The organism is uncultured Pseudoalteromonas sp., assembly GCF_963922945.1.
Lineage (GTDB): Bacteria > Pseudomonadota > Gammaproteobacteria > Enterobacterales > Alteromonadaceae > Pseudoalteromonas.
Genome location: NZ_CAWUKC010000023.1, coordinates 22,039 through 42,702, shown reverse-complemented (window position 1 = coordinate 42,702; position 20,664 = coordinate 22,039). Strand labels below are relative to the sequence as shown.

The 20,664-nt window shown below is 40.9% G+C and carries 25 protein-coding genes; 18 read left to right on the top strand and 7 right to left on the bottom strand.

The genetic code is table 11. The features are described from left to right. Positions 1-117: 117 nt before the first annotated feature. The 3 genes from AABI99_RS07310 to AABI99_RS07300 all read left to right on the top strand — a co-directional run bounded on the left by AABI99_RS07310 (position 118) and on the right by AABI99_RS07300 (position 3,103). Positions 118-594 (top strand): MarR family transcriptional regulator, encoded by a 477-nt coding sequence (locus AABI99_RS07310; RefSeq protein ID WP_338364951.1) that lies wholly within the window; start codon positions 118-120, stop codon positions 592-594. Between the two features lie 133 nt (positions 595-727). Further along, positions 728-1,477: an RIO1 family regulatory kinase/ATPase gene (locus AABI99_RS07305; RefSeq protein ID WP_338364949.1), complete on the top strand. Its 750-nt coding sequence runs from the start codon at positions 728-730 to the stop codon at positions 1,475-1,477. Between the two features lie 273 nt (positions 1,478-1,750). Continuing rightward, positions 1,751-3,103 carry a magnesium transporter gene (locus AABI99_RS07300; RefSeq protein ID WP_338364947.1) on the top strand — a complete coding sequence of 451 codons (1,353 nt, stop codon included), beginning with the start codon at positions 1,751-1,753 and terminating at the stop codon, positions 3,101-3,103. A 42-nt stretch (positions 3,104-3,145) separates the two neighbouring features. Here the strand turns inward: AABI99_RS07300 and AABI99_RS07295 are convergent, their stop codons facing one another. The 4 genes from AABI99_RS07295 to AABI99_RS07280 form a co-directional block, all read right to left on the bottom strand. Then, positions 3,146-3,979 carry a mechanosensitive ion channel domain-containing protein gene (locus tag AABI99_RS07295; protein ID WP_338364945.1) on the bottom strand — a complete coding sequence of 278 codons (834 nt, stop codon included), beginning with the start codon at positions 3,977-3,979 and terminating at the stop codon, positions 3,146-3,148. A 36-nt stretch (positions 3,980-4,015) separates the two neighbouring features. After that, positions 4,016-4,735 (bottom strand): LrgB family protein, encoded by a 720-nt coding sequence (locus tag AABI99_RS07290; protein WP_338364943.1) that lies wholly within the window; start codon positions 4,733-4,735, stop codon positions 4,016-4,018. Next, the gene (locus AABI99_RS07285; RefSeq protein WP_338364941.1) at positions 4,728-5,081 is read right to left on the bottom strand and encodes a CidA/LrgA family protein; all 354 of its coding nucleotides are present in this window, start codon (positions 5,079-5,081) and stop codon (positions 4,728-4,730) included. The genes AABI99_RS07290 and AABI99_RS07285 overlap by 8 nt, the downstream gene beginning before the upstream one ends. 72 nt (positions 5,082-5,153) lie before the next feature. Then, positions 5,154-5,945 (bottom strand): crotonase/enoyl-CoA hydratase family protein, encoded by a 792-nt coding sequence (locus tag AABI99_RS07280; RefSeq protein WP_338364938.1) that lies wholly within the window; start codon positions 5,943-5,945, stop codon positions 5,154-5,156. Positions 5,946-6,190: 245 nt separating this feature from the next. Here AABI99_RS07280 and AABI99_RS07275 point away from each other — a divergent pair, with 245 nt between their 5' ends. The 3 genes from AABI99_RS07275 to AABI99_RS07265 are packed head-to-tail and all read left to right on the top strand — an operon-like array spanning position 6,191 to position 7,869. After that, positions 6,191-6,520 (top strand): HI1450 family dsDNA-mimic protein, encoded by a 330-nt coding sequence (locus AABI99_RS07275; RefSeq protein ID WP_338364936.1) that lies wholly within the window; start codon positions 6,191-6,193, stop codon positions 6,518-6,520. A 32-nt stretch (positions 6,521-6,552) separates the two neighbouring features. Continuing rightward, a complete protein-coding gene (locus AABI99_RS07270; protein WP_338364934.1) occupies positions 6,553-7,365 on the top strand; it encodes a DUF481 domain-containing protein in 813 nt (270 codons plus the stop codon). A gap of 15 nt (positions 7,366-7,380) precedes the next feature. Then, complete coding sequence (locus tag AABI99_RS07265) at positions 7,381-7,869, top strand: hypothetical protein (RefSeq protein WP_338364931.1); 489 nt, start codon at positions 7,381-7,383, stop codon at positions 7,867-7,869. Positions 7,870-7,910: 41 nt separating this feature from the next. On the opposite strand, the gene AABI99_RS07260 is transcribed toward AABI99_RS07265, so the two are convergent. Both AABI99_RS07260 and ygfZ read right to left on the bottom strand, forming a co-directional pair. After that, positions 7,911-8,396, bottom strand: coding sequence for a peptidylprolyl isomerase (locus tag AABI99_RS07260; protein WP_338364930.1), 486 nt, complete (start codon positions 8,394-8,396; stop codon positions 7,911-7,913). A gap of 12 nt (positions 8,397-8,408) precedes the next feature. Continuing rightward, complete coding sequence (ygfZ, locus tag AABI99_RS07255) at positions 8,409-9,320, bottom strand: tRNA-modifying protein YgfZ (protein WP_338364928.1); 912 nt, start codon at positions 9,318-9,320, stop codon at positions 8,409-8,411. A gap of 162 nt (positions 9,321-9,482) precedes the next feature. Between ygfZ and AABI99_RS07250 the strand changes: the two genes are divergently transcribed. Together AABI99_RS07250 and AABI99_RS07245 are read left to right on the top strand one after the other, a co-directional pair. Beyond that, complete coding sequence (locus AABI99_RS07250; RefSeq protein WP_338364926.1) at positions 9,483-9,734, top strand: succinate dehydrogenase assembly factor 2; 252 nt, start codon at positions 9,483-9,485, stop codon at positions 9,732-9,734. Positions 9,735-9,891: 157 nt separating this feature from the next. Further along, positions 9,892-10,146: a hypothetical protein gene (locus AABI99_RS07245; RefSeq protein WP_338364924.1), complete on the top strand. Its 255-nt coding sequence runs from the start codon at positions 9,892-9,894 to the stop codon at positions 10,144-10,146. Here AABI99_RS07245 and nadB read toward each other — a convergent pair. Then, the gene (gene nadB, locus AABI99_RS07240) at positions 10,121-11,731 is read right to left on the bottom strand and encodes an L-aspartate oxidase (protein ID WP_338364922.1); all 1,611 of its coding nucleotides are present in this window, start codon (positions 11,729-11,731) and stop codon (positions 10,121-10,123) included. The genes AABI99_RS07245 and nadB overlap by 26 nt on opposite strands. 245 nt (positions 11,732-11,976) lie before the next feature. On the opposite strand from nadB, the gene rpoE reads away from it, so the two are divergent. The 10 genes from rpoE to pdxJ all read left to right on the top strand — a co-directional run bounded on the left by rpoE (position 11,977) and on the right by pdxJ (position 20,605). Beyond that, positions 11,977-12,558 carry an RNA polymerase sigma factor RpoE gene (gene rpoE / locus AABI99_RS07235; protein WP_004586222.1) on the top strand — a complete coding sequence of 194 codons (582 nt, stop codon included), beginning with the start codon at positions 11,977-11,979 and terminating at the stop codon, positions 12,556-12,558. A 1-nt stretch (position 12,559) separates the two neighbouring features. Then, positions 12,560-13,186, top strand: coding sequence for an RseA family anti-sigma factor (locus AABI99_RS07230; RefSeq protein WP_338364920.1), 627 nt, complete (start codon positions 12,560-12,562; stop codon positions 13,184-13,186). Between the two features lie 4 nt (positions 13,187-13,190). Next, complete coding sequence (locus AABI99_RS07225; RefSeq protein WP_338364918.1) at positions 13,191-14,141, top strand: MucB/RseB C-terminal domain-containing protein; 951 nt, start codon at positions 13,191-13,193, stop codon at positions 14,139-14,141. Positions 14,142-14,160: 19 nt separating this feature from the next. Continuing rightward, positions 14,161-14,610, top strand: a complete 450-nt coding sequence (locus AABI99_RS07220; RefSeq protein WP_338364916.1) for a SoxR reducing system RseC family protein — start codon at positions 14,161-14,163, stop codon at positions 14,608-14,610. A 189-nt stretch (positions 14,611-14,799) separates the two neighbouring features. Beyond that, entirely contained in the window at positions 14,800-16,587 is a 1,788-nt protein-coding gene (gene lepA, locus AABI99_RS07215) for a translation elongation factor 4 (protein WP_338364914.1), read from the top strand. Between the two features lie 15 nt (positions 16,588-16,602). Beyond that, positions 16,603-17,538, top strand: a complete 936-nt coding sequence (gene lepB, locus AABI99_RS07210; protein WP_338364912.1) for a signal peptidase I — start codon at positions 16,603-16,605, stop codon at positions 17,536-17,538. Between the two features lie 2 nt (positions 17,539-17,540). Further along, on the top strand, positions 17,541-18,218 hold the full coding sequence (gene rnc, locus AABI99_RS07205; RefSeq protein WP_338364910.1) for a ribonuclease III: 678 nt from the start codon (positions 17,541-17,543) through the stop codon (positions 18,216-18,218). Then, positions 18,208-19,140 carry a GTPase Era gene (era, locus tag AABI99_RS07200; RefSeq protein WP_338364908.1) on the top strand — a complete coding sequence of 311 codons (933 nt, stop codon included), beginning with the start codon at positions 18,208-18,210 and terminating at the stop codon, positions 19,138-19,140. The genes rnc and era overlap by 11 nt, the downstream gene beginning before the upstream one ends. A 19-nt stretch (positions 19,141-19,159) precedes the next feature. After that, positions 19,160-19,852: a DNA repair protein RecO gene (recO, locus tag AABI99_RS07195; protein ID WP_338364906.1), complete on the top strand. Its 693-nt coding sequence runs from the start codon at positions 19,160-19,162 to the stop codon at positions 19,850-19,852. 21 nt (positions 19,853-19,873) lie between these two features. Further along, positions 19,874-20,605 (top strand): pyridoxine 5'-phosphate synthase, encoded by a 732-nt coding sequence (pdxJ, locus tag AABI99_RS07190; RefSeq protein ID WP_338364904.1) that lies wholly within the window; start codon positions 19,874-19,876, stop codon positions 20,603-20,605. Positions 20,606-20,664 lie beyond the last annotated feature (59 nt).

Below are 20,664 nucleotides of genomic sequence, written 5' to 3'. Positions count from 1 at the left end.
TTAAATGGCCCCTAAATTGAACAAATTTTAATCCTGAAAGGTCAACAGGCCCTAGGGAATTTTATTAATTATGTGTAGTCTATTACACGCATTTTGAATAAACAGAGTAATCCTTATATGCAACAAAGCATGCCTTCGATAAATAGCTGTAACCGATCACAATTAATACCTGAGCAAGATTTAGGGCGAGTAATTTCGTTTTTACGTTCAAAGCTTTCTACTCATATTGATACACAGCTTCAGCCTATGGGTTTAACGTCGGCCCAATATATTGTGGTGGTATTATTAGCAAAAGGCTCGGTAAATACCTTAGCCGGGCTGTGTGAGCATATGGTTTACGATAAAGGAGCTATGAGCCGTTTGCTAAAGCGCCTAGAAGAAAAAGATCTTATTGCAAAAACTCAGTGCGAGTTCGATAAGCGCTCTACCATTTTGGGTTTAAGTGAAAAAGGCAAAGCCCTGTACCCGCAAATAATGCCTTTGGTAAATGAGGTGTATGCTAAAGCGCTTAATGGATTCTCTGATGATGAAAAACAGCAAGTTATAGATTTATTGTTTAAAGCAATAACCAATTTAGACTCACCTACCAAATAGATTATCAACATTTTAGCGATACTGTTTCAATAAAAACTTAGCCTGCTAAGTAGTAGATCTCATTGTTTGGCAAATCCAATCTTGCTAATATAGTTGCCTAGGCAATTAAAGTTATCATCTTGTTAGGTTTGTTATGATTGAAAATAAGTTGTTATCACAATTACAGCAGCAGTTTCCTGAACATGTATTTAAGCAACCGTATTTAAGTGTTGTTCATAAAGGGCGTTTTGCGAACGCAATTGTATACAGGTACAAAGATGATAAGTTTGACTTAATAGTAAAAGACTTTAGTAAAAGTCCGTGGTTTATTCGTAAAACCTTTGCCAAGCTTTCTGTAAATCAAGAGTTTAAGGGGTTGAGTCGCCTAGCACAGCTTGACGCGGTAGCTAATCAGTTTAGTCGTTTATCACCAATTGCGGTAGCGTATGACTACATAGAGGGCACGCCGCTTAGAAGCTTAATACAGCAGGGTAAGACGTTGCCTGTTGAGTTTTTTATTGAGCTTGAGCGCCAAGTTGCAAAAATGCACCGCCAAGGCATAGTGCATTTGGACCTGCGTAATATGGGCAACATATTATGTGGTAGCGATGGCAAGCCTTATATCATTGATTTTCAATCTACCATTGGGTTTAGACGTTTTTCGCGCTGGTTGCAGCGTTTTATGCGCGGCTCTGACATGTCGGGCGTATATAAAGCGTGGGACAAACTAAGCAGTACGCCTTTACCGCTTGCTAAGCAGCAGTATTTGCAGCGTTTTAACCATGTTCGTAAACGCTGGATATTCAAAGGCTACCCAATACAACGTACATACGCATGGGGCGCTGCAATGGTCACACAATTTGTGGACTCTGACCTAATACGCAATTTAACCGATAGATTTTAACTTTACCTTTTTTCATTGTGTGACTTTGCCCATAACGACTCAATGTTATGGGCTTTTTTTTGACTAAAAAATAAGGCCAAAAATTTCTTTTTTAATTTTTAAAATAAACAGTAGTATCGCGAGGGTTTTTGCCCCTACAATGCGCAAAAGTAGTGTCTAGAAACTTAACTAATAAAAGCTAACGCGCTCAAATAAGTTTAAGTTTTTTCTGCTATTTTTTATTGTTCAAGTAAACTATAAGCAATGTGCATTATTAAATTTTAAGGTTTTAAGATGATTGAGTATCCAGTCGACCAACTCCCGCAGTTAATAAACGATTTACTGCAGTGTGAAACACACGCACAAAAAGGCCAACTACTAGCTGATGCACAGCTTAATTTATCTACTGAGCACCTTTCACTACTCGTTGAGGCTATCCCAAAAGAGCAGCGCTTAGAAATTTGGCAATTATTAGACACAGATATACAGCATGAAATATTTGTAACTTTAAGTGATGATAGTTGCTTATGGTTACTACAAACCTTAGATGAAAACGAAGTTTATAAGCTTTTAGATGAGGTTAATGTCGAAGAGCTACTAGAGCTTGAAGAGGTTATTCCTGAGCGCTTTATTAATTATGCTAAAAAGCAACTCGATGAGGCACAAACAAAGCAATATGATCTTGCTCAGCAGTATTCTCCCGAGCAACTAGGTCACTGGGTAGGCTTTGACTTTTTAAAAATTAGCGAAAAAGCAACGGTAGCAGGCGTAAAAAAACTACTGCATAAAGGCTTGCCGCAATACAGTGAGGTTGTATATTTAGTTAGCCGCCAAGGTAGCTTAATAGGTGAGCTTGCCGTTAATGACTTAATTAGAGCTAATGAGGAAGATAGTTTACTGGCCTTAGTAAACTATGATTTTTCATCACTGCATGCTGATGATGATCTATACGAAGCGGCAGAAGTGGTTATTCACAGTGAGAAAATGGCCATGCCGGTTGTTAGTGCCGATAATAAACTCGTGGGGCGGTTAACCATTAGCTCGGCATACGAATTACGACAAGAGAGCGCCGATGAAGCAGCAGCAAAAGCGGGTGGTTTACGCGAAGACGAAGAGCTATTTGCCAATGTAAGAAAAAGTGCTAAAAACCGAGGTATTTGGCTGGGTATAAATTTAGCAACAGCCTTTTTGGCATCATGGTTTATTGGCTTATTTGGCGCAACAATAGAGCAGGTTGTTGCTTTGGCAGTGTTGATGCCTGTGGTTGCCTCTATGGGCGGTATTGCTGGCAGTCAAACTTTGACCGTTATTGTGCGCGGTTTAGCGCTTGGGCAAGTTACTGATTCGAATAGAAATGCGCTTTTAAAAAAGGAGCTGCGAGTTGGGGCTGTAAACGGCTTGGTGTGGGCTTTAGTGATTGGGGGGCTCACATTTTTGTGGTTTAGTGACATTATGCTCAGCATCACGATTACTTCAGCGATACTACTTAATTTGGTTGCAGCGTCGTTAGCAGGCGTTGTTATACCGTCTGTCTTGGACAAAATGAAAATAGATCCTGCACTTTCTGGTTCGGTTATACTAACCACAGTTACCGACATAGTTGGGTTTGTGACCTTTTTAGGGCTAGGTAGCGTGTTATTGTTGTAAGCGATAAAACAACAAAGCCGCATTGAGCGGCTTTGTGTATAGTTACGTAGCACTGTGGTTTTTAATAGTAACTTCGCGTTGTGGAAAGGGTATTTCTATGTCAGCGTTATTCAGGGCTTTGTAAACGCCTGCGTTAATAGCCAGTTTGGTCTCTATTATTTTGGTTGTAGGCACCCAGTAGCGATAACTAATTGTTACACCGCTGTCGGCAAAGCGCTCGATACCCACTTGAGACGCAGGGTCTTGCGAGACCTGTTCATGCGACTTTAAAACTTTTTCAATTAATTCGATAGCGTTATCAGCACTTGCACTATAGGCTATATCAATTTCGCCTTTTACTAATGAGTAGCTAAACGAGTTGTGAATAATTTCACCCACTATGTGCTTGTTAGGAATCGTGATCTCTACTTTTTCTTCATCAATTAAAATGGTGTAACCCAACTCAATAGTTTTTACCTGACCACTCACCCCTTTTACCTCAATGGTATCGCCCACCACAAAAGGGCGTGTTGCTATAATCGCAAGGCCGGCGCCATAGTTTGAAAGCATTCCTTGCAGGGCTAAACCAGCCCCTAAAGATGCAGCACCAATCGCTGCGACAAAAGGTGTAACACTAATGCCTATTTTACCCAGTGCGATCACCACAACCATCACGATAACTAATACCTTTACCAAGCTACTTACAAAGCTGGTTAGTGTGATATCGATATTGTGACGAGTCATTAATTTAGCGACTAAGTTTGAGAGCTTTTTGGCAACCCACAAACCCAGTATAAGAATAAAAATAGCGCCAACAATTTGCATACTGTAAGTAACTAAATACTCAGTAAACATGGTGTAGTATTTTTCAAATTGTTCTATTTCAGAACTGATCATAGTAGGCTCTTAGTATTAGGTGATTGTTTTTGTTAACTATAGCAAAGAGTTGACTAAAAAAGGATATAGCACGGGGACTATAATTGCCGTTAAAAGCGCACTTAAGGCCATAGCCACCGAAGAAAATGCGCCTATTTTTGGGTGCTCAGCGAGTGCTGCAGCAGTGCCTATTGCATGGCACGCAGTCCCCATGGCAATACCTTGGGCCTGGTGGTTATGTAAACCTGCCCATTTAAGCAGTAAAAAACCAAAGAGCGCGCCGAGTAAGCCTATAAAAATAACTAACGCGGCTGCAAGTGAGCTAACCCCTCCTATCGACTGTGTAACGACTAACGAAATAGGCGTAGTGACACTCAATGCAGCTACGGATGCGCTTAAATTGGCGGGTACATCAAACAAAATACTTAAAACAAAGGCCACGACAGTTGCGTTAATTATGCCTAAGCTACACGTGCTTACAATTAAGAGTAAATTTTTTTTGACGTGTATAAATTGCTGATACAAAGGTAAAGCTAATGCCACAATAGCGGGTTCTAATAGCCAGCTAAGTAGTTGGCTATTTTGGTAAAAATCAGTGTAGGGTAAATTTAAATTAACCAGAACTAGCGCAATAATCGCAATACTTAAAAACACCGGGTTGCTAAGCGACTTTAATAAATTATGTTGCCAGCGTTTATTAAAGGCTCTTAGAAGTAAAAACAGTAAAATTATAGCCGGGGTTGTAAAGAGCCATAATGTAAAAGGCTGATCAGTCATGATTTTGTTTGCCTTTAACGTAGCCAACTACGCTACTTACTAATAGTAATGTGCTGGCAGGTACTAAACAAACTATCATAACTAAATAAAGCCAATGTAGTTTAATAAGAGTGATATGCTCAATAAAGCCAACGCCCGCGGGAATAAAAAATATCGGCATAATATTTAATATCGGGGAGGCAGAAGGTGTTACATGGTGCTCTTTAACTATACCTAGTAGTAACAAACACAGTAAAATCACCATGCCAAGAAGAGGTGCAGGAAAGCTTCCATCTACGTAATACATTATTAATTTTGCACAGCCTAAACACAGTAAAATAATAACACTGCTGAGCAAATACTTCATAATAAACACCCATTTAGTAATAAACATAATGACGTTAGCAAAGGCGTAGTATTTTTATATGCTAATTTAGTCTTACCAACGTTTTGAATTTGCATAGCGTATATCTGTTTTTCCTTTTGCTTTAGCAATGGCTTTTTTAGTATTGGGATTGATTAACAGGCGAATTTGACTCAGCGTTTCTTTAGCTAAAATTTTTCTCTGGTTTAGTGTATAGCTTTGTTGAGTTACTCGCTTGATTGCGGCAAGTGTATCAGGAGAGCGCTCAAGCAGTGTATCTAACATACGTTTTGTAGCTTGTTCGGTATTGTCACTTAGCTCTGTGATTAACCCTAGTTCAAAGGCTGTTTCTGCATCAATAGGGCTTGCATGGCTTGCCAGCCACAGCGCTTGGTCGCGCTTTAATAAACCTGCAAGCACCACATTAGCGCCCATATCAGGACACAACCCCCAGCGCGCCTCCATAATGGCAAGTTTTGCCTGCGTATCCACTATTCTGTAATCGGCGCCTAGCGCTATTTGTAGCCCACCGCCTAAGCAGTTCCCCTTTATTTGTGCAATAACAGGAACACTCAGTGACTGCCATCCGAGCACGACTTTTTGTGCTAGGTTTTGGTTTCCGGGTAGCCATTTAAATAAGAGTTTTACAATATTAAGAGGAGAGGCCATAACTCCTGACACATCAAGCCCTGAGCAAAAATGCTCACCTTCCCCTTTTATGACCACCGCGCGAATGCTTTTGTCTTTTTTAATTTGTTTAATCGTGCTGTTCAATTGCATGAACATCTTAAAGCTAAGTGCGTTTTGTTTTTCTGCGCGGCTTAAAATAACGTTAGCAATGCCTTGTTGTATTTCTAGTTTTATCATCGCATTCTCCAATTAGTGTATTAGAGCTTAAGATGTACGCAATGCTAAGTAAAGTAACGGTTTGTTTTACAAAAAACTAAATTGAATTATTTTTAGTTTTTTTAGTCAAAACTAACTGCATCTTATTAAAGCTTAACTGCACATGAGTTGATAACAAAAAAGTCATTATTTTTAGCTGTTTTTTCTCAAAACACAGGTGAGTTTTGATATTATGTGCGCATTTATGTTGCATTGAGGTTTTACCCATGTCGGGCCCACGTTTATACAGCGAAGAAGAAGTTACCCATCAAGCGTACGATATTTTTTTAGAGCTGGCGCCAAATAATCTTAGCGAACAAGATGTTGAAGACTTTAACACATACCGAGAAGAGCTTGGCTTTATTGAAGAAGGTGAACCTGACGAACAATGGCAAGACTTTGTAGCACTTGAAATAGAGCCAGAATTATTTGTACAGGTGTTAGTAGGGTTAGAGTTTGAAAACCAAGATGTGTTATTTGCAAAAATTTTAATTAGCCGTGATAAAGACGCGCCGTTTTGTCATATTTTATGGAAAGATACACAGCACGCTGAGTAAGCGTTATGTTTGTATGTGCAAGAGAGTTTACTGTGTATAAGTATTTACTATTCATGTTGTTAATAATGAGCAGCCACTGTTGGGCTGTAGATCCATTTGAAGACTTTCATGAATATGGGCAACTCTCTGATGAAGAAATACACGAACTACATAAAGGCGAAATGCTCTATGGTGATACTGAATTTGGCTTAATTTTAAGTAAAGGTAATACAAACTCTACCAGCTTTAAATTTAGAGGTAATTTATACCAAGACTTCGAAAACTGGCGTAATCAATTTAAGTTAGACACCCTCTATAAACGCGATGAAAACGATGATACTGGGCAAACAGATGTAACTGCAGATCGTATTTTTGTTTCTGCACAAGGTAACTATAAAGTAGGTATTAAAAACTCTTCGTTTTTTATTTACGGAGACTACGAAGAAGATAAATTTAGTGGCCTTGATTTTAAAAGTACGTTAGCGACAGGTTACGGTGCAAGGGTGTATCAAGGCGTTAAAAATAAAGTTGATATTGATATTGGGCCTGGTCTTTATCGCTCTGTTGCTGATGATGAATCAGATGCAACTGAAGCAAGTGAGAATCAAACTGGTTACTTAGTACGTATTGCAATGCAATGGGAAAGACTGGTGTCAAAGCGTACTCGTTTTAACCAAGATGTAAGTATTGAACAGTCTTTATCGGGGTTAAATTCGCGGTTAAAGTCAGAAACCGCTCTAATCAGCCAAGTAATCGGTGCGGTATCGTTAAAGTTTGCTTATATGTATCGTTATAATTCCAAACCTGAGGACGATAATCTTAAATACGACTCGGAGTTAAGTGCCACTTTGGTGTACAGTTTTTAATAAAAAGAGAGTGCTATGTATCAGCATAAACAATATGCGGTGTTTATATTTTTTGTTTTGGCGTGGATAGGTGGCTTTGTCGCTTTGGCTTGGAATTTAATGGGCGCCGATGTGCCATTAATGGTGTTCGCCGGTGTACTCGTTTTAGTCGGATTTTTGTTTCATGGTTTAACCGTAAAAGTTGACGAGCAAACAATTAGCTGGGCTTTTGGGCCTGGGGTTGCGGGGCAACGTTTAACGCTCAGCGAGATAGTCGAAGCTAAAGCAGTTCAAAATTCATATCGTCATGGTATTGGTATTCGTATCACGCACGATGGGTGGGTGTACTCTGTATCAGGGTTTAGCGCTGTACAGTTAACCTTAAAAGATGGTACTCAGTACAGAGTGGGAACAAACGATCAGCAAGGCTTATTACATGCGCTTGAGGGAAAAATATCGCCCAGTGAACTTTCGTTAGAAGAGCCCGCTCCAGTAAAAACCGCGAATTATAACAATATGCTATAAAAAAAGCGCCTAAGGCGCTTTTTTTATAAACGGTAGTATGATTAGTGTTCGTGACCACACCCGCCTTCGCCGTGGACATGCCCATGCGCCAGCTCTTCTTCGGTTGCTTCGCGAACATCTAAAATTTCTACATCAAAGTTAAGGGTAATGCCCGAAAGAGGGTGGTTACCATCAACAATCACATCTTCATCTTGAATTTCGATAATCATCACAGATTGGTCGCCATCATCCGTTGATGCTCTAAATTGCATGCCTACTTCGATCTCCATGCCATCAAACATAGATTTAGGCACTGCTTGCATTAAGTTGTCGTGGCGTTCGCCATAGCCTTCTTCAGGCTCAACTTTTACACTTAGTGTATCACCGGCTTGCTTGCCTTGGAGTGCATTTTCAAGCCCTGGGATCAGGTAGCCTGTACCAGTAATAAAAACCAGTGGCTCGCCATCAAAAGAGTTATCAATGGTGTTGCCATCGTTATCCATTACTGAATAATGCATTTTTACTACTGTGTTTGGTGCAATGATCATAGTCATTCCTATTTATTCATCTTCAAGGGAGTAAGGTAGAGGCAGAATGCTTAGCTCTACCTGAGGGGAGTGCTTTGCACGAAGTACGTGTGTACTTGGTGTGTCGTTTGGCAGCACTACAAGGCCAAATAAGGTTTCGCTAGTTTCGTTATAGCATTGTGCTATTAACTTACCTGCACGGCGCCAGTTTTCTCCTATTTGAGTTTCAAGCTCAAGCTCCTCAAGTAGGGCATCGCTTTTACCTGAAACGATATACATAGCACGTTTATTTTTTCCAAGGTATTTCATGCGCGCAACAGTTTCTTGGCCGGTGTAACAGCCCTTTTTAAAACTAATGCCGTTAATTGCTTGTAGGTTTACCATTTGTGGCACGTACTCACCAATGGCGTCACTATTTAACTGTGGTTCGCCTGCTTTGATTGCCGCTTCTTGCCATAGGGCGCAATTATCTAATGTAGAAACATCATCAGGCATACTGAATTGGCTATCGACCATTAATAACACGCGATTTGGCGCTAATTTAAGTGCTTTACCGCTTGGAAAGTCACAGGCTGTTTCATCATCAGAAAAGTGTATATTAAGCTTTTCTAAGGTTGGGGTTAAATCATCGCTGATCAACCCAATGAGTCTGTTCGTAGAAATTTCAATATCGACTTTGGCAAATACGGCATATTTTTTTAGTTCGCTAAGCGATTGTTCTACCTCAGGCTTAGTCCCTGCTAGGTAAAAACTATCTTGATGAGAGAATAATTTAAAAACACCCCACAGCTTGCCTTTGGCACTGCAGTGACCGGCCCATAGATAATTGCTGTTAGATAGTTTATTGAGATCTTGAGTGATTTGCCCGTGAAGATAAGATAATTTATCCGCACCGGTTAAGCTAATGAGTTGGTGAGATAACGGACATGCATAAACGCTCGACATAAAAACCTTCTGTGCAATACAAATGAGCTCACATCATAACGCAGTTATATCCTAGGGTACAGCAACGAAAGCCAGCAGTTTTTTATTCTTTTGTTGCAGATTAATAGCTGCTAAACATATAGGTATTTGTTAAACTCGTGACAATTAATTATGAGGTTTAAAATGACTGAAATTCATAGTAAAGCACGTTTACGCTGGGCTTGTCGCCGCGGTATGTTAGAGTTAGATGTTTTGTTTATGCCATTTGTTGAGGAAGCATACGACTCGTTAAATGCACAACAGCAGGCTGCATTTCAGCGTTTATTAACGCAGGAAGATCCAGATTTATTCGCATGGTTTATGGGCCACGAAGAATGTAAAGACGCAGAGCTTAATAACATGGTGTCGCTCATTTTAGACCGAGTTCGTGTATAGATTTACGGTTGTTAATAACAGAGCAGAACATCGGCCTATCGTGCTGTTTTTCTGCTTGCTAAGTGTTGTTTTAGGGCTTTATTTAAGCTCTTTTTTTAGCGTTGTTGTTTGTTTAGCTATAAATACCATTGCGTGTTACTGGGTATGGCAAAAAATAGTGGCTATCCACCCAGTCAATGGGGTCATTATTTTAGAGCCTAAACAGATACGCTTTGAAAGCGAAATTTTAAATATTCAGGGGCAATTAACCCCTAAAACAAAAATATTAAATACCAGTGTGTGGCTACATGTTAAAGGTTTTAATAAACGCCAGTGGCTAATTATTTCAGCCAAAGGCGTAGATAAACAAAGCTACGCACGATTAAAGCGCGCAGCACTGATTACTATTAATGGCGAGGAGGAGTCAAAATAGTGGGTGTTGGGTTTTCAGTTTGCTCAGGGTAGTCAATTGTATAGTGTAGGCCCCGACTTTCTTTACGTTGCATTGCGCTTCTAATAATAAGCTCGGCTACTTGCACTAAATTACGAAGCTCCAATAAGTTATTACTTACTCTAAAGTTTGCATAATAATCATGTATCTCTTGTTGTAGTAACTCAACTCGATGTAGCGCACGCTCTAATCGCTTAGTTGAGCGCACAATACCCACATAATCCCACATAAATAATCGTAGTTCGTGCCAGTTATGAGTAATTACAATTTCCTCATCAGAGTTACTTACACGGCTTTCATCCCAATGAGGCAGTGCTAAAGGCGCAGGCGCGTTATCTAATTTACTTAAAATGTCTTTTGCAGCAGCGTGAGCAAAAACAATACACTCTAATAATGAGTTGCTTGCCATACGGTTTGCGCCATGTAAGCCCGTGTAGGCTACTTCACCCACAGCGTATAAATTATCTAAATCGGTTTTACCGTTAAAGTCGCTCATTACACCGCCGCAGGTATAGTGTGCTGCAGGCACAACGGGAATAGCTTCTTTGGTTATATCAAGCCCGACACTTAAGCATTTTGCGTAAATGGTCGGGAAGTGCTCAATAATAAAGTCTTTATCTTTATGGCTAATGTCGAGATACACACAATTTGCACCTAAGCGTTTCATCTCAAAGTCGATAGCACGGGCTACTATATCGCGCGGAGCAAGCTCTTCTCTATCGTCAAAGTCTTTCATAAAGCGTGTACCATCAGGGCGCTTTAAATACGCGCCTTCACCGCGCATGGCTTCGGTAATTAAAAAGTTTTGCAACTCCGGATGATAAAGGCTTGTGGGGTGGAATTGATTAAACTCCATATTTGCAACTCGACACCCTGCACGCCATGCCATGGCAATGCCGTCTCCACTCGATACATCAGGGTTTGAGGTATATAAATAAACTTTACTTGCGCCTCCAGTTGCCAGTGCAACAAATTTAGCGGAAATAGTTTCTACTTTTTTTGCTTTTTTATTCCATACGTACATACCATGAATATGTGAGCCAGCCTTTCCTAGGCTTTTATCACTAATTAAATCGATGGCGTTGTACTGCTCCAGCAAAGTAATGTTTTTATGTGCTTTAACTTGGCTAATTAATGTGGTTTGTACAGCCTTACCTGTGGCATCAGCGGCATGTAAAATGCGACGGTGGCTGTGTCCGCCTTCTCGGGTTAAATGAAACCGTTCTTTTCCTTTACTATCAAACTCCATGTCAAAGGGAACGCCTTGCTCAATTAGCCATTGTAAACACTGGTGTGCATTACTCGCTGTGTAGTGCACAGCTTCGCGATCGCACAAGCCACCGCCAGCGTCGAGAGTGTCTTCAACGTGTGATTCTATGCTGTCGTTTTTTTTATCAAATACTGCGGCAATACCGCCTTGTGCGTACAATGTAGAGCCTTCGGTGAGGGCGCCTTTACTAATCACTGTAACATTACAAGAGTTAGCTAAAGACAATGCAAGAGATAAGCCTGCCGCGCCGCTGCCGATAATAGCGACATCAGCAATATGATGTTTATTTTGGTTCATGTCAGAGGTACTTTGCGGTTACAATGCTCAAATTAGAGCAATATTTGTTTTTAATAATGTAGTTGTATCATAATTGTCACATTACTACGTAGTGATTTTAATGGCTTAGCATCGTTAATTACCACTATTTTATAAAAAAATGATATTAGGCAGAACTTTTTATTCATAAAGGGGTCAGAGTATGTGTGAACAATGGCGACACTATGAATAACCAGCAAGAATCAAACAGAGGAGTACCGGCTCGAATGAGCGAGCAGGAATTAGATTTAGCGCTTGTAAAAAGGGTCCAGCAAGGAGATAAAAACGCCTTCAACCTATTAGTAAAGAAGTATCAGAACAAAATTGCAGGGTTGATATCACGTTATGTGTCAAACCAAGGTGATATTGCAGATGTAGCGCAAGAGGCATTTATTAAAGCTTATCGCGCACTTCCTAACTTTAGAGGTGATAGTGCCTTTTATACGTGGTTATACCGTATTGCCGTTAATTGTGCTAAAAATTATTTAGTAGCTCAGGGGCGTAAACCGCCAGCAAACGATATAGACGCTGAAGATGCCGAGTTTTATGACGGTGCGGATTCGATGCGCTCAAACGCATCACCTGAGAACTTACTGTTAAGCGATGAAGTACGCGCTGTTATTTTTAATACGATTGATAGTTTGCCTGAAGACCTGAAAACCGCGATTACCCTAAGAGAAATTGAAGGGATGAGCTATGAAGAAATAGCCGTGGTAATGGATTGCCCTGTCGGGACAGTGCGCTCGCGTATCTTTAGAGCCCGAGAAGCAATAGATAACAAATTAAACCCATTAATAGGCGAGTCTTAGTATGACAAAAGCACACGTTAACAAGTTGGATAACGAAACGTTATCAGCATTACTTGACGGCGAACAACAACTTTCAGAGGATAAAATCTCTGATCACGATGTTGCTACGTTTGGTCGATATGCGCTAATTGGTGATGCGATGCGTGCCCAAAAAAATAACAACGACATACACATCGACATAAGTGAAAGTATCGCGCTTGCGCTTGAAAGTGAACCTGTTTATGCCGATTTTACACAATCAACAGCAAACAAGGCTCCTGAAAAAGAACAAAGCGAAGCGGTGCAAGATAACAAAGTAGTTGCGTTTAATTGGCGCAGGCCCGTTGCTCAACTTGCTATAGCTGCAAGTGTTGCTATGTTTGCTATTGTTGGCGTTAACACGCTCCCGCAAGGTGCGGGCGAGCAAGAAAGTGAGATTCCGCTTTTACAAACTACCCCGTTAACAGGTATGGCGTCACCGGTGAGCTATTCGTCAGAGCCGGCGCTTGAAAACGCTAAGCAAGGCTTGCGTGAGTTACAACAACAACGCATTGGCGCGTTAGTTTTAGAGCATCAACGTCAAGCACGTGTTGCACACTCTTTGCAAACAGCGCAAAATAGTGACAAAGCGCAAGAGGAAAAAAACTAATTAAATGAAAGTAATCACTTTTGTTCTGTCGTTAGTAGTAAGCTTTACTGCTGTTGCTAACGACAAAAACCCCGCCAAAGATCTACTGCTTAACATGGCTAACGCAGTACATACTCGTAACTTTGATGCCTCTTTTGTTGTGGTAAAAGGGAAGGCAATGGAACCTTATCGTTGGGTTCATGCAAAGCAAGGTGAAACAGAGCTTGAACATTTAAGCCTGCTTAATGGCGCGGGGTTAGAAATGGTTAGAATTAATGACCAAGTGACCTACTTTGAACCGCAATCGCAGCCATACTCTATAAATACTGACTCAATTGCAGGTCCAATACCTGAAGTACTTTTTAAAGATATTGAAGCATTAAGCAGCCAGTATGATTTTGTGCTAGGTGGTAAAGGGCGTATTGCAGGGCGAGCGGCGCAACTAGTAAGAATAGAGTCAAAAGATGAATTTAAATATAATTATTGGATTTGGCTAGATACAGAGTCATCACTGTTATTAAAAGCCGCTTATGTTAATCACCAAGGTGAGGCATTAGAGCAGCTTCAATTAACGCACATCAGTGTAACAGAGCAACCGGCTCCTATGCTTTTAGAGGTACTCAACCGCAGCTTTCCAACACCGTTACCAGGTAATGCACTGGAAGGGGAAAAAAGTAACGCTACAAATTGGCGTATTGGCTGGTTACCTGATGGCTTTAAATTACTAAAATCGGATCGCCATAAGCTCGACTTGAACAACGAACTGACCGATTACTACTTATATTCAGACGGGTTCGTTGAGGTTTCTGTTTTTGTTCAGCGTCCCTTACCTGGACGTCGTTTGAGCGGCTCATTAACTTCTGGCGCAACGACAATTTATGTGCATAATGGCGGAAACTTTGATGTATCCGTTGTTGGTAATGTGCCAAGTCAAACCGCAAAGGCAATTGCTGAGTCAGTGACTCGCGCATTATAAACAATTCGTAAGGGTTGTTATGATAGAACAAACACTTACAGTGGTTGCCATAGAAGGCAGCACTGCTCACTTAGAAGCCCAGCAAAAAAAAGCGTGCGAAGGGTGCAATGGTCGCTGTGGCTCGCAAGTCTTTGCTAAATTGTTTGGCAGCGATAAAAAAACCTTTCCCTATCAATTCGACACCCCAGTAGAAGTCGGCCAAAAAGTAACGTTGTCGTTAGATGATTCGCATTTAGTTAAGCATGCTTTTGCCGTCTATATGCTGCCTCTGTTTTTGGGATTAACATTCGCTTTTATCAGTGCCGAGTTATTACTTTTAGCACAGGGGTGGCAAATTGTATTCGCCGCACTAGGTGGAATAGGAGGTTATTTCTTAGCTAAAAGCAAAGTTAAAACACTCAGACACGACATAAAAGTGATAAAAATTCATCCAATTAGCCTCCCTTTAACGCAAATAGATGGTGATTGAAGCCAATTAAATGTAAAATTGCCGTTTTATACCAGAGTAACTTGGAAATACAGGGTAAAAAATCAAGCAGATAAATGATTATCTTAATAGTATTTAACTATTTATTTACCGCTTGAACCCAATAAGTATTTTCAAGTCACTCAGGTGTTTGTACTTAGCCTATTAAAATAGAAGTTTAGAATCCAATTTATGAAGCATATCCGTAATTTTTCGATCATCGCCCATATTGACCATGGTAAATCGACCCTTTCAGATCGTTTGATCCAAGTTTGTGGTGGCTTAACAGACCGCGAAATGCAAAAGCAAGTGTTAGATTCGATGGATATCGAGCGCGAGCGCGGTATTACTATTAAAGCGCAAAGTGTAACGCTGAATTATAAAGCAAACGATGGTGAAACCTACCAGCTCAACTTTATCGACACTCCAGGACACGTTGATTTTACATACGAAGTGTCTCGCTCTTTAGCTGCGTGTGAAGGGGCACTCTTAGTTGTAGATGCCGGCCAAGGCGTTGAGGCACAAACCCTTGCAAACTGTTACACCGCAATAGAAATGGACTTAGAAGTAATTCCTGTTTTAAATAAAATAGACTTACCTCAGGCCGATCCTCTACGTGTTGCAGAGGAAATTGAAGATATTATTGGTATTGATGCTTTAGACGCAGTGCAGTGTAGTGCTAAAACAGGTGTAGGTATTGCCGAAGTACTTGAGATGATTGTTAAGGATATCCCACCACCAGAGGGAGACAAAGATGAGCCTTTACAAGCGCTGATTATTGACTCGTGGTTTGACCCATACCAAGGCGTTGTATCACTTGTGCGTATAAAACATGGTGAGCTTCGCGCTGGCGACAAAATAAAAATAATGTCGAACGAGCAAGTGCACATTGCTGATCACGTGGGTATTTTTACTCCTAAACAAACCAATACCGGAATTTTACGTACTGGCGAAGTTGGTTTTGTAATTGCGGGCATTAAAGAAATACATGGTGCGCCTGTGGGCGATACCATCACGCATCAAAAAAATGCTGCGCCAGAGCGTTTACCAGGCTTTCAAAAAATTAAGCCTCAGGTTTATGCCGGTATGTTTCCTATTGCCTCTGATGATTATGAATCGTTCCGCGATGCACTTAATAAATTAAGCTTAAATGATGCATCGTTATTTTTTGAACCAGAGAATTCAACTGCTCTTGGTTTTGGTTTCCGTTGTGGCTTTTTAGGCATGCTACACATGGAAATTATTCAAGAACGTTTAGAGCGTGAATACGATATTGATTTAATTACCACCGCGCCTACTGTAATCTATGAGGTTGTAACGAAAGAGGGTACTCAGCAAATAGATAACCCATCAGACTTACCACCGGTTAACGATATAGTAGAAATACGTGAACCTGTAGTTGAAGCCAATATTCTTGTGCCACAAGAGTATTTGGGGAGCGTAATTACGTTGTGTATAGAAAAACGCGGCGTTCAAACTAAAATGAGTTACCATGGTAAACAAGTCGCTGTAACGTACGAGTTACCAATGGCTGAAGTGGTCATGGACTTTTTTGATAAGTTAAAGTCAACCAGCCGTGGTTTTGCATCACTAGATTACAATTTTAAGCATTTTCAAACATCAGACATGGTTCGTGTTGATATACTTATTAATGGTGAACGCGTTGATGCATTGGCTATTATTGTACACAGAGATAGTGCACAATCGCGTGGCCGCCAACTAGCTGACGCGCTAAAAGAGCTTATTCCGCGCCAAATGTTTGATATTGCGATTCAAGCCGCAATAGGACAACATGTTATTGCTCGTACAACAGTTAAGCAATTACGTAAAAACGTAATCGCTAAGTGTTACGGTGGTGATGTGAGTCGTAAGAAAAAGCTACTGCAAAAGCAAAAAGATGGTAAAAAACGAATGAAGCAATTAGGTAATGTAGAAGTACCGCAAGAAGCGTTTTTAGCTATTTTGAAAGTTGGCAAATAAATCAAAGGATTATAGATGGCTGGTTATTTCTCAGTTTTATTGGTGTTATTAACGTTAGGCTCAGGTTTAATATGGTTAATTGACCACCTAATGTATGCACCAAAAAGGCAAGAGCGCTTAGCACTTGCGCAAACATCTGCCGGTGGCCAGCTTGATGAAGAAACCGCGGCATTAATTGCGCCAGAGCCAGCAATTACAGAAACGGCAAAATCGATTTTTCCTATGATTGCGGCGATTACTATTTTTAGGTCGTTTATATTTGAGCCTTTTCAAATACCATCAGGCTCAATGATGCCAACTTTGCTTGTGGGCGATTTTATTTTAGTACAAAAGTACTCGTATGGAATTAAAGACCCAGTATGGCGCAGCCAGCTTGTTGATGTAGGCGAACCAGAACGCGGTGATATTGTTGTTTTTAAATACCCGCTAGATGAGCGAGTAGACTATATTAAACGTGCAATTGGTTTACCAGGCGATAAAATTGTTTATCGTGATAAACGCTTATATATTCAACCTAATTGCAAAGAGGGTGAAACTCAACAGGGTGAGCTGCTTTGTAATGAGTTTAATAAAATTGATTTTAAACTCATTAATGATAATGAGTTTAAACAAGGCCAAATGTCGCTTGCTCGTGTTAATGAAGATTTAACAACACTTAAGCACGATATTTTAATCAACCCACGCGCTCCTGAACGAAAAGGGCGTTACTATCAGCAACCAGGTACACCTTCAGATGAATGGGTTGTGCCAGATGGTCATTATTTTATGATGGGTGATAACCGCGACAACAGCCAAGATAGTCGCTTTTGGGGCTTTGTACCAAAAGAAAACTTGGTGGGTAAAGCTGTCTTTATATGGATGAGTTTTGAATTTGAGAATGGCCCAGATGATGTTTTACCAGGATGGGTTCCAACTGGTGTTCGCTTTGAACGCCTAGGTAATATTCAGTAACAATGAAAAAAAATGTAACAGAATTATATAAACGAATTGGCTACGAGTTTGCTGATCAAGGTTTACTTGAGCAGGCAATGACACACCGCAGTCATAAAGGGCAACACAACGAACGCTTAGAGTTTTTAGGCGATTCTATTTTGAGCTTTGTTATTGCCAATGCTTTATACAAAAAGTTCCCTAAGGCTCGCGAAGGCGATCTAAGTCGAATGCGCTCTACACTTGTTCGTGGGCAAACGCTTGCTGAATTTGGATTAGAGTTTGGTTTAGGCGATTATTTGCGCTTAGGGCCGGGTGAGCTTAAAAGCGGCGGTTTTCGCCGTGAGTCAACTTTAGCAGATGCGGTTGAAGCCATTATTGGCGCTGTATTCTTAGACTCTAACATCGAGCGCTGTGGCGAGTTAATTTTAGCGTGGTACGAAACTCGACTTGATGCTATTTCACCAGGGCTTAATCAAAAAGATCCTAAGACCTTGCTGCAAGAGCACCTACAAGCCCGTAAATTATCTTTACCGGGCTACACCGTCGTAGATACCAAAGGGCAAGCGCACAATCAAACGTTCACGGTTGAATGTATAGTTGAAGGTATGGATAGCATTATTTCTGTTGGCAGCTCACGCCGTAAAGCCGAGCAGAAAGCTGCCGAAAAAGCATTGAAGATACTTAAAAATGAATCTTGATACCTTAATACAGCCTCATGAAGGCGATATCGATACGTTTTGTGGCATGGTTGCTATTGTTGGCCGACCTAATGTAGGCAAATCAACACTACTGAATGAAATTATTGAGCAAAAGGTAAGTATTACCTCGCGTAAACCACAAACAACCCGTCATCGCATTATGGGGATCCATACCGAAGGCCAGTATCAAGCTGTGTATGTTGATACGCCTGGTTTGCATGTTGAAGAAAAGCGTGCAATTAATCGGTTAATGAACCGCGCTGCGTCGAGCTCAATAGGTGATGTAGAGCTAATTATTTTTGTTGTTGAGGGTACTCACTGGAATGCCGATGACGAAATGGTGCTAAACAAGGTGTCGCAAAGTGGTAAGCCCGTTTTACTTGTGATCAATAAAATAGATCAAGTAAAAGACCGTGATTTAGTCTTACCGCATATGAAAATGCTTGGCGATAAGTTTGATTTTGTGGGTATTATGCCGGTATCGGCAACACAAGGTAAAAATGTTGATTTAATTAAAGCCGAAGTGACTAAGCGCCTACCGCCGTGTGAGTTTTATTTCCCTGATGACTATGTTACTGACCGCTCGATGCGTTTTATGGCGGCAGAGGTGATTCGTGAAAAGCTAATGCGCTTTATGGGCGAAGAGCTCCCTTATTCTGTTACGGTAGAAATTGAGCAGTTTAAATGGCAAGAAAACGGTGTTTGGCACATTAACGGGTTAATACTTGTTGAGCGTGAAACCCAAAAACGCATGGTAATAGGTAACAAAGGTGAAAAGCTTAAGGTCATAGGCCGAGAGGCCCGTAAAGACCTTGAGGAAATGCTCGATAATAAAGTGTTTTTAGAGCTATGGGTTAAAGTTAAATCGGGTTGGGCAGATGATGAACGGGCCCTAAGAAGCTTAGGCTATGGCGAAGATTAACCGCATTTAATATTTCAATATGGATAGCGACTTCTACACAGCGTACCTATTACATCGGCGTCCTTATAGTGACTCCCAAGTAATGCTCGATATGCTGGTAGAAGGTGTTGGCCAGCTCAGAATGCTAGCCAGAGTGAGTGGCCGCCAGGCCACTAAACACAAAGCACAACTACAGCCTTTTCAGGCGCTGCTTGTTCATTACAGTGGTAAGTACGATCTAAAATACATTAATAAATTTGAGCTACATGGCAATCCTTTATATTTAACCAAGGATAAGCTTTATTGTGGCTTTTATTTGAATGAGCTGACTAACCGCATTGTGCCGGTAAACGAGCCACTTGAAAACGTGTTCGAGCTTTACAAAACTCACCTAGAGAACTTAAATAGCGATGTTGATTTACAGTCGGTGCTGCGCTCATACGAATTTCAATTGTTAGAGTTATTAGGCTACGGTGTCGACTTTAGCTTTGATGCCAGTGGTGAGCCAATTGACGAAAAGCAAACGTATAGCTATTTTCCTGAGGTAGGTTTTTTAGCACAGCAAGATACGCGCTCGGGATTTAGCGGCGCGCAGCTCAAAGCGATTGCTAATCATGATTTTAGCCAACGTGATGTACTTTATATGGCAAAGCAGTTAAGCCGTTATTTATTAAAGCCTTTACTGGGTAATAAACCATTAAAAAGCCGTGAATTATTTATGGCCTCTCAATAAACACATTTTATAGGTAATCAAATGAAAGACATTCTTTTAGGCGTAAACGTTGATCATATTGCAACGCTTCGCCAAGCACGTGGTACATCATACCCAGACCCAGCTCACGCGGCGAGTGTAGCAGAGCATGCGGGTGCTGACGGTATAACGATTCATTTGCGTGAAGACCGCCGCCATATTCAAGACCGTGATGTATATGTGATGGCTAAAACCATTCAAACACGTATGAACCTAGAAACGGCGGTGACCGATGAAATGATTAACATTGCCCTCGAAGTTAAACCTGAGTACGTGTGTTTAGTGCCTGAAAAGCGTGAAGAGCTCACCACCGAAGGCGGTTTAGATGTGGCGGGTAACATAGATAAAATTAAAGCAGCGACCAAAACACTGAGCGATGCAGGTATAAAAGTGTCGTTATTTATTGATGCCGATAAAGCACAATTAGATGCAGCAAAAGCGTGTGGCGCACCTTATGTAGAAATTCATACTGGTGCCTATGCAGATGCGACAAATGATGAAGATTTACATAAAGAGCTTGAGCACATTCGCGAAGGGGTTAAATACGCAGCGAGCTTAGGCTTAATCGTTAATGCAGGCCACGGTCTTCATTATCATAACGTAAAACCTATTGCGGCAATGCCAGAAATTTACGAGCTTAATATTGGCCACGCTATTATTGCGCGCGCAGCGATCGATGGTCTTGAAAAAGCAGTACGCGATATGAAACGCCTAATGCTTGAAGCAAGGTTATAAATTTAGCCCTATGGTGGCTCCATTTAATAGAAATAGTATTAAGCCCTGTTGAAAGCGCA

Coding starts and splice junctions, on each gene's coding strand:
- AABI99_RS07285 (WP_338364941.1), bottom strand. CDS start 5,081: ATGAAGTATTTGCTCAGCAGTGTTATTATTTTACTGTGTTTAGGCTGT.
- era (WP_338364908.1), top strand. CDS start 18,208: ATGAATCTTGATACCTTAATACAGCCTCATGAAGGCGATATCGATACG.
- rnc (WP_338364910.1), top strand. CDS start 17,541: ATGAAAAAAAATGTAACAGAATTATATAAACGAATTGGCTACGAGTTT.
- AABI99_RS07250 (WP_338364926.1), top strand. CDS start 9,483: ATGACTGAAATTCATAGTAAAGCACGTTTACGCTGGGCTTGTCGCCGC.
- lepB (WP_338364912.1), top strand. CDS start 16,603: ATGGCTGGTTATTTCTCAGTTTTATTGGTGTTATTAACGTTAGGCTCA.
- AABI99_RS07265 (WP_338364931.1), top strand. CDS start 7,381: ATGTATCAGCATAAACAATATGCGGTGTTTATATTTTTTGTTTTGGCG.
- recO (WP_338364906.1), top strand. CDS start 19,160: ATGGATAGCGACTTCTACACAGCGTACCTATTACATCGGCGTCCTTAT.
- AABI99_RS07230 (WP_338364920.1), top strand. CDS start 12,560: ATGACAAAAGCACACGTTAACAAGTTGGATAACGAAACGTTATCAGCA.
- AABI99_RS07220 (WP_338364916.1), top strand. CDS start 14,161: ATGATAGAACAAACACTTACAGTGGTTGCCATAGAAGGCAGCACTGCT.
- AABI99_RS07305 (WP_338364949.1), top strand. CDS start 728: ATGATTGAAAATAAGTTGTTATCACAATTACAGCAGCAGTTTCCTGAA.
- AABI99_RS07295 (WP_338364945.1), bottom strand. CDS start 3,979: ATGATCAGTTCTGAAATAGAACAATTTGAAAAATACTACACCATGTTT.
- AABI99_RS07300 (WP_338364947.1), top strand. CDS start 1,751: ATGATTGAGTATCCAGTCGACCAACTCCCGCAGTTAATAAACGATTTA.
- AABI99_RS07260 (WP_338364930.1), bottom strand. CDS start 8,396: ATGATCATTGCACCAAACACAGTAGTAAAAATGCATTATTCAGTAATG.
- AABI99_RS07275 (WP_338364936.1), top strand. CDS start 6,191: ATGTCGGGCCCACGTTTATACAGCGAAGAAGAAGTTACCCATCAAGCG.
- AABI99_RS07310 (WP_338364951.1), top strand. CDS start 118: ATGCAACAAAGCATGCCTTCGATAAATAGCTGTAACCGATCACAATTA.
- pdxJ (WP_338364904.1), top strand. CDS start 19,874: ATGAAAGACATTCTTTTAGGCGTAAACGTTGATCATATTGCAACGCTT.
- AABI99_RS07280 (WP_338364938.1), bottom strand. CDS start 5,945: ATGATAAAACTAGAAATACAACAAGGCATTGCTAACGTTATTTTAAGC.
- AABI99_RS07225 (WP_338364918.1), top strand. CDS start 13,191: ATGAAAGTAATCACTTTTGTTCTGTCGTTAGTAGTAAGCTTTACTGCT.
- rpoE (WP_004586222.1), top strand. CDS start 11,977: ATGAGCGAGCAGGAATTAGATTTAGCGCTTGTAAAAAGGGTCCAGCAA.
- lepA (WP_338364914.1), top strand. CDS start 14,800: ATGAAGCATATCCGTAATTTTTCGATCATCGCCCATATTGACCATGGT.
- nadB (WP_338364922.1), bottom strand. CDS start 11,731: ATGAACCAAAATAAACATCATATTGCTGATGTCGCTATTATCGGCAGC.
- AABI99_RS07290 (WP_338364943.1), bottom strand. CDS start 4,735: ATGACTGATCAGCCTTTTACATTATGGCTCTTTACAACCCCGGCTATA.
- ygfZ (WP_338364928.1), bottom strand. CDS start 9,320: ATGTCGAGCGTTTATGCATGTCCGTTATCTCACCAACTCATTAGCTTA.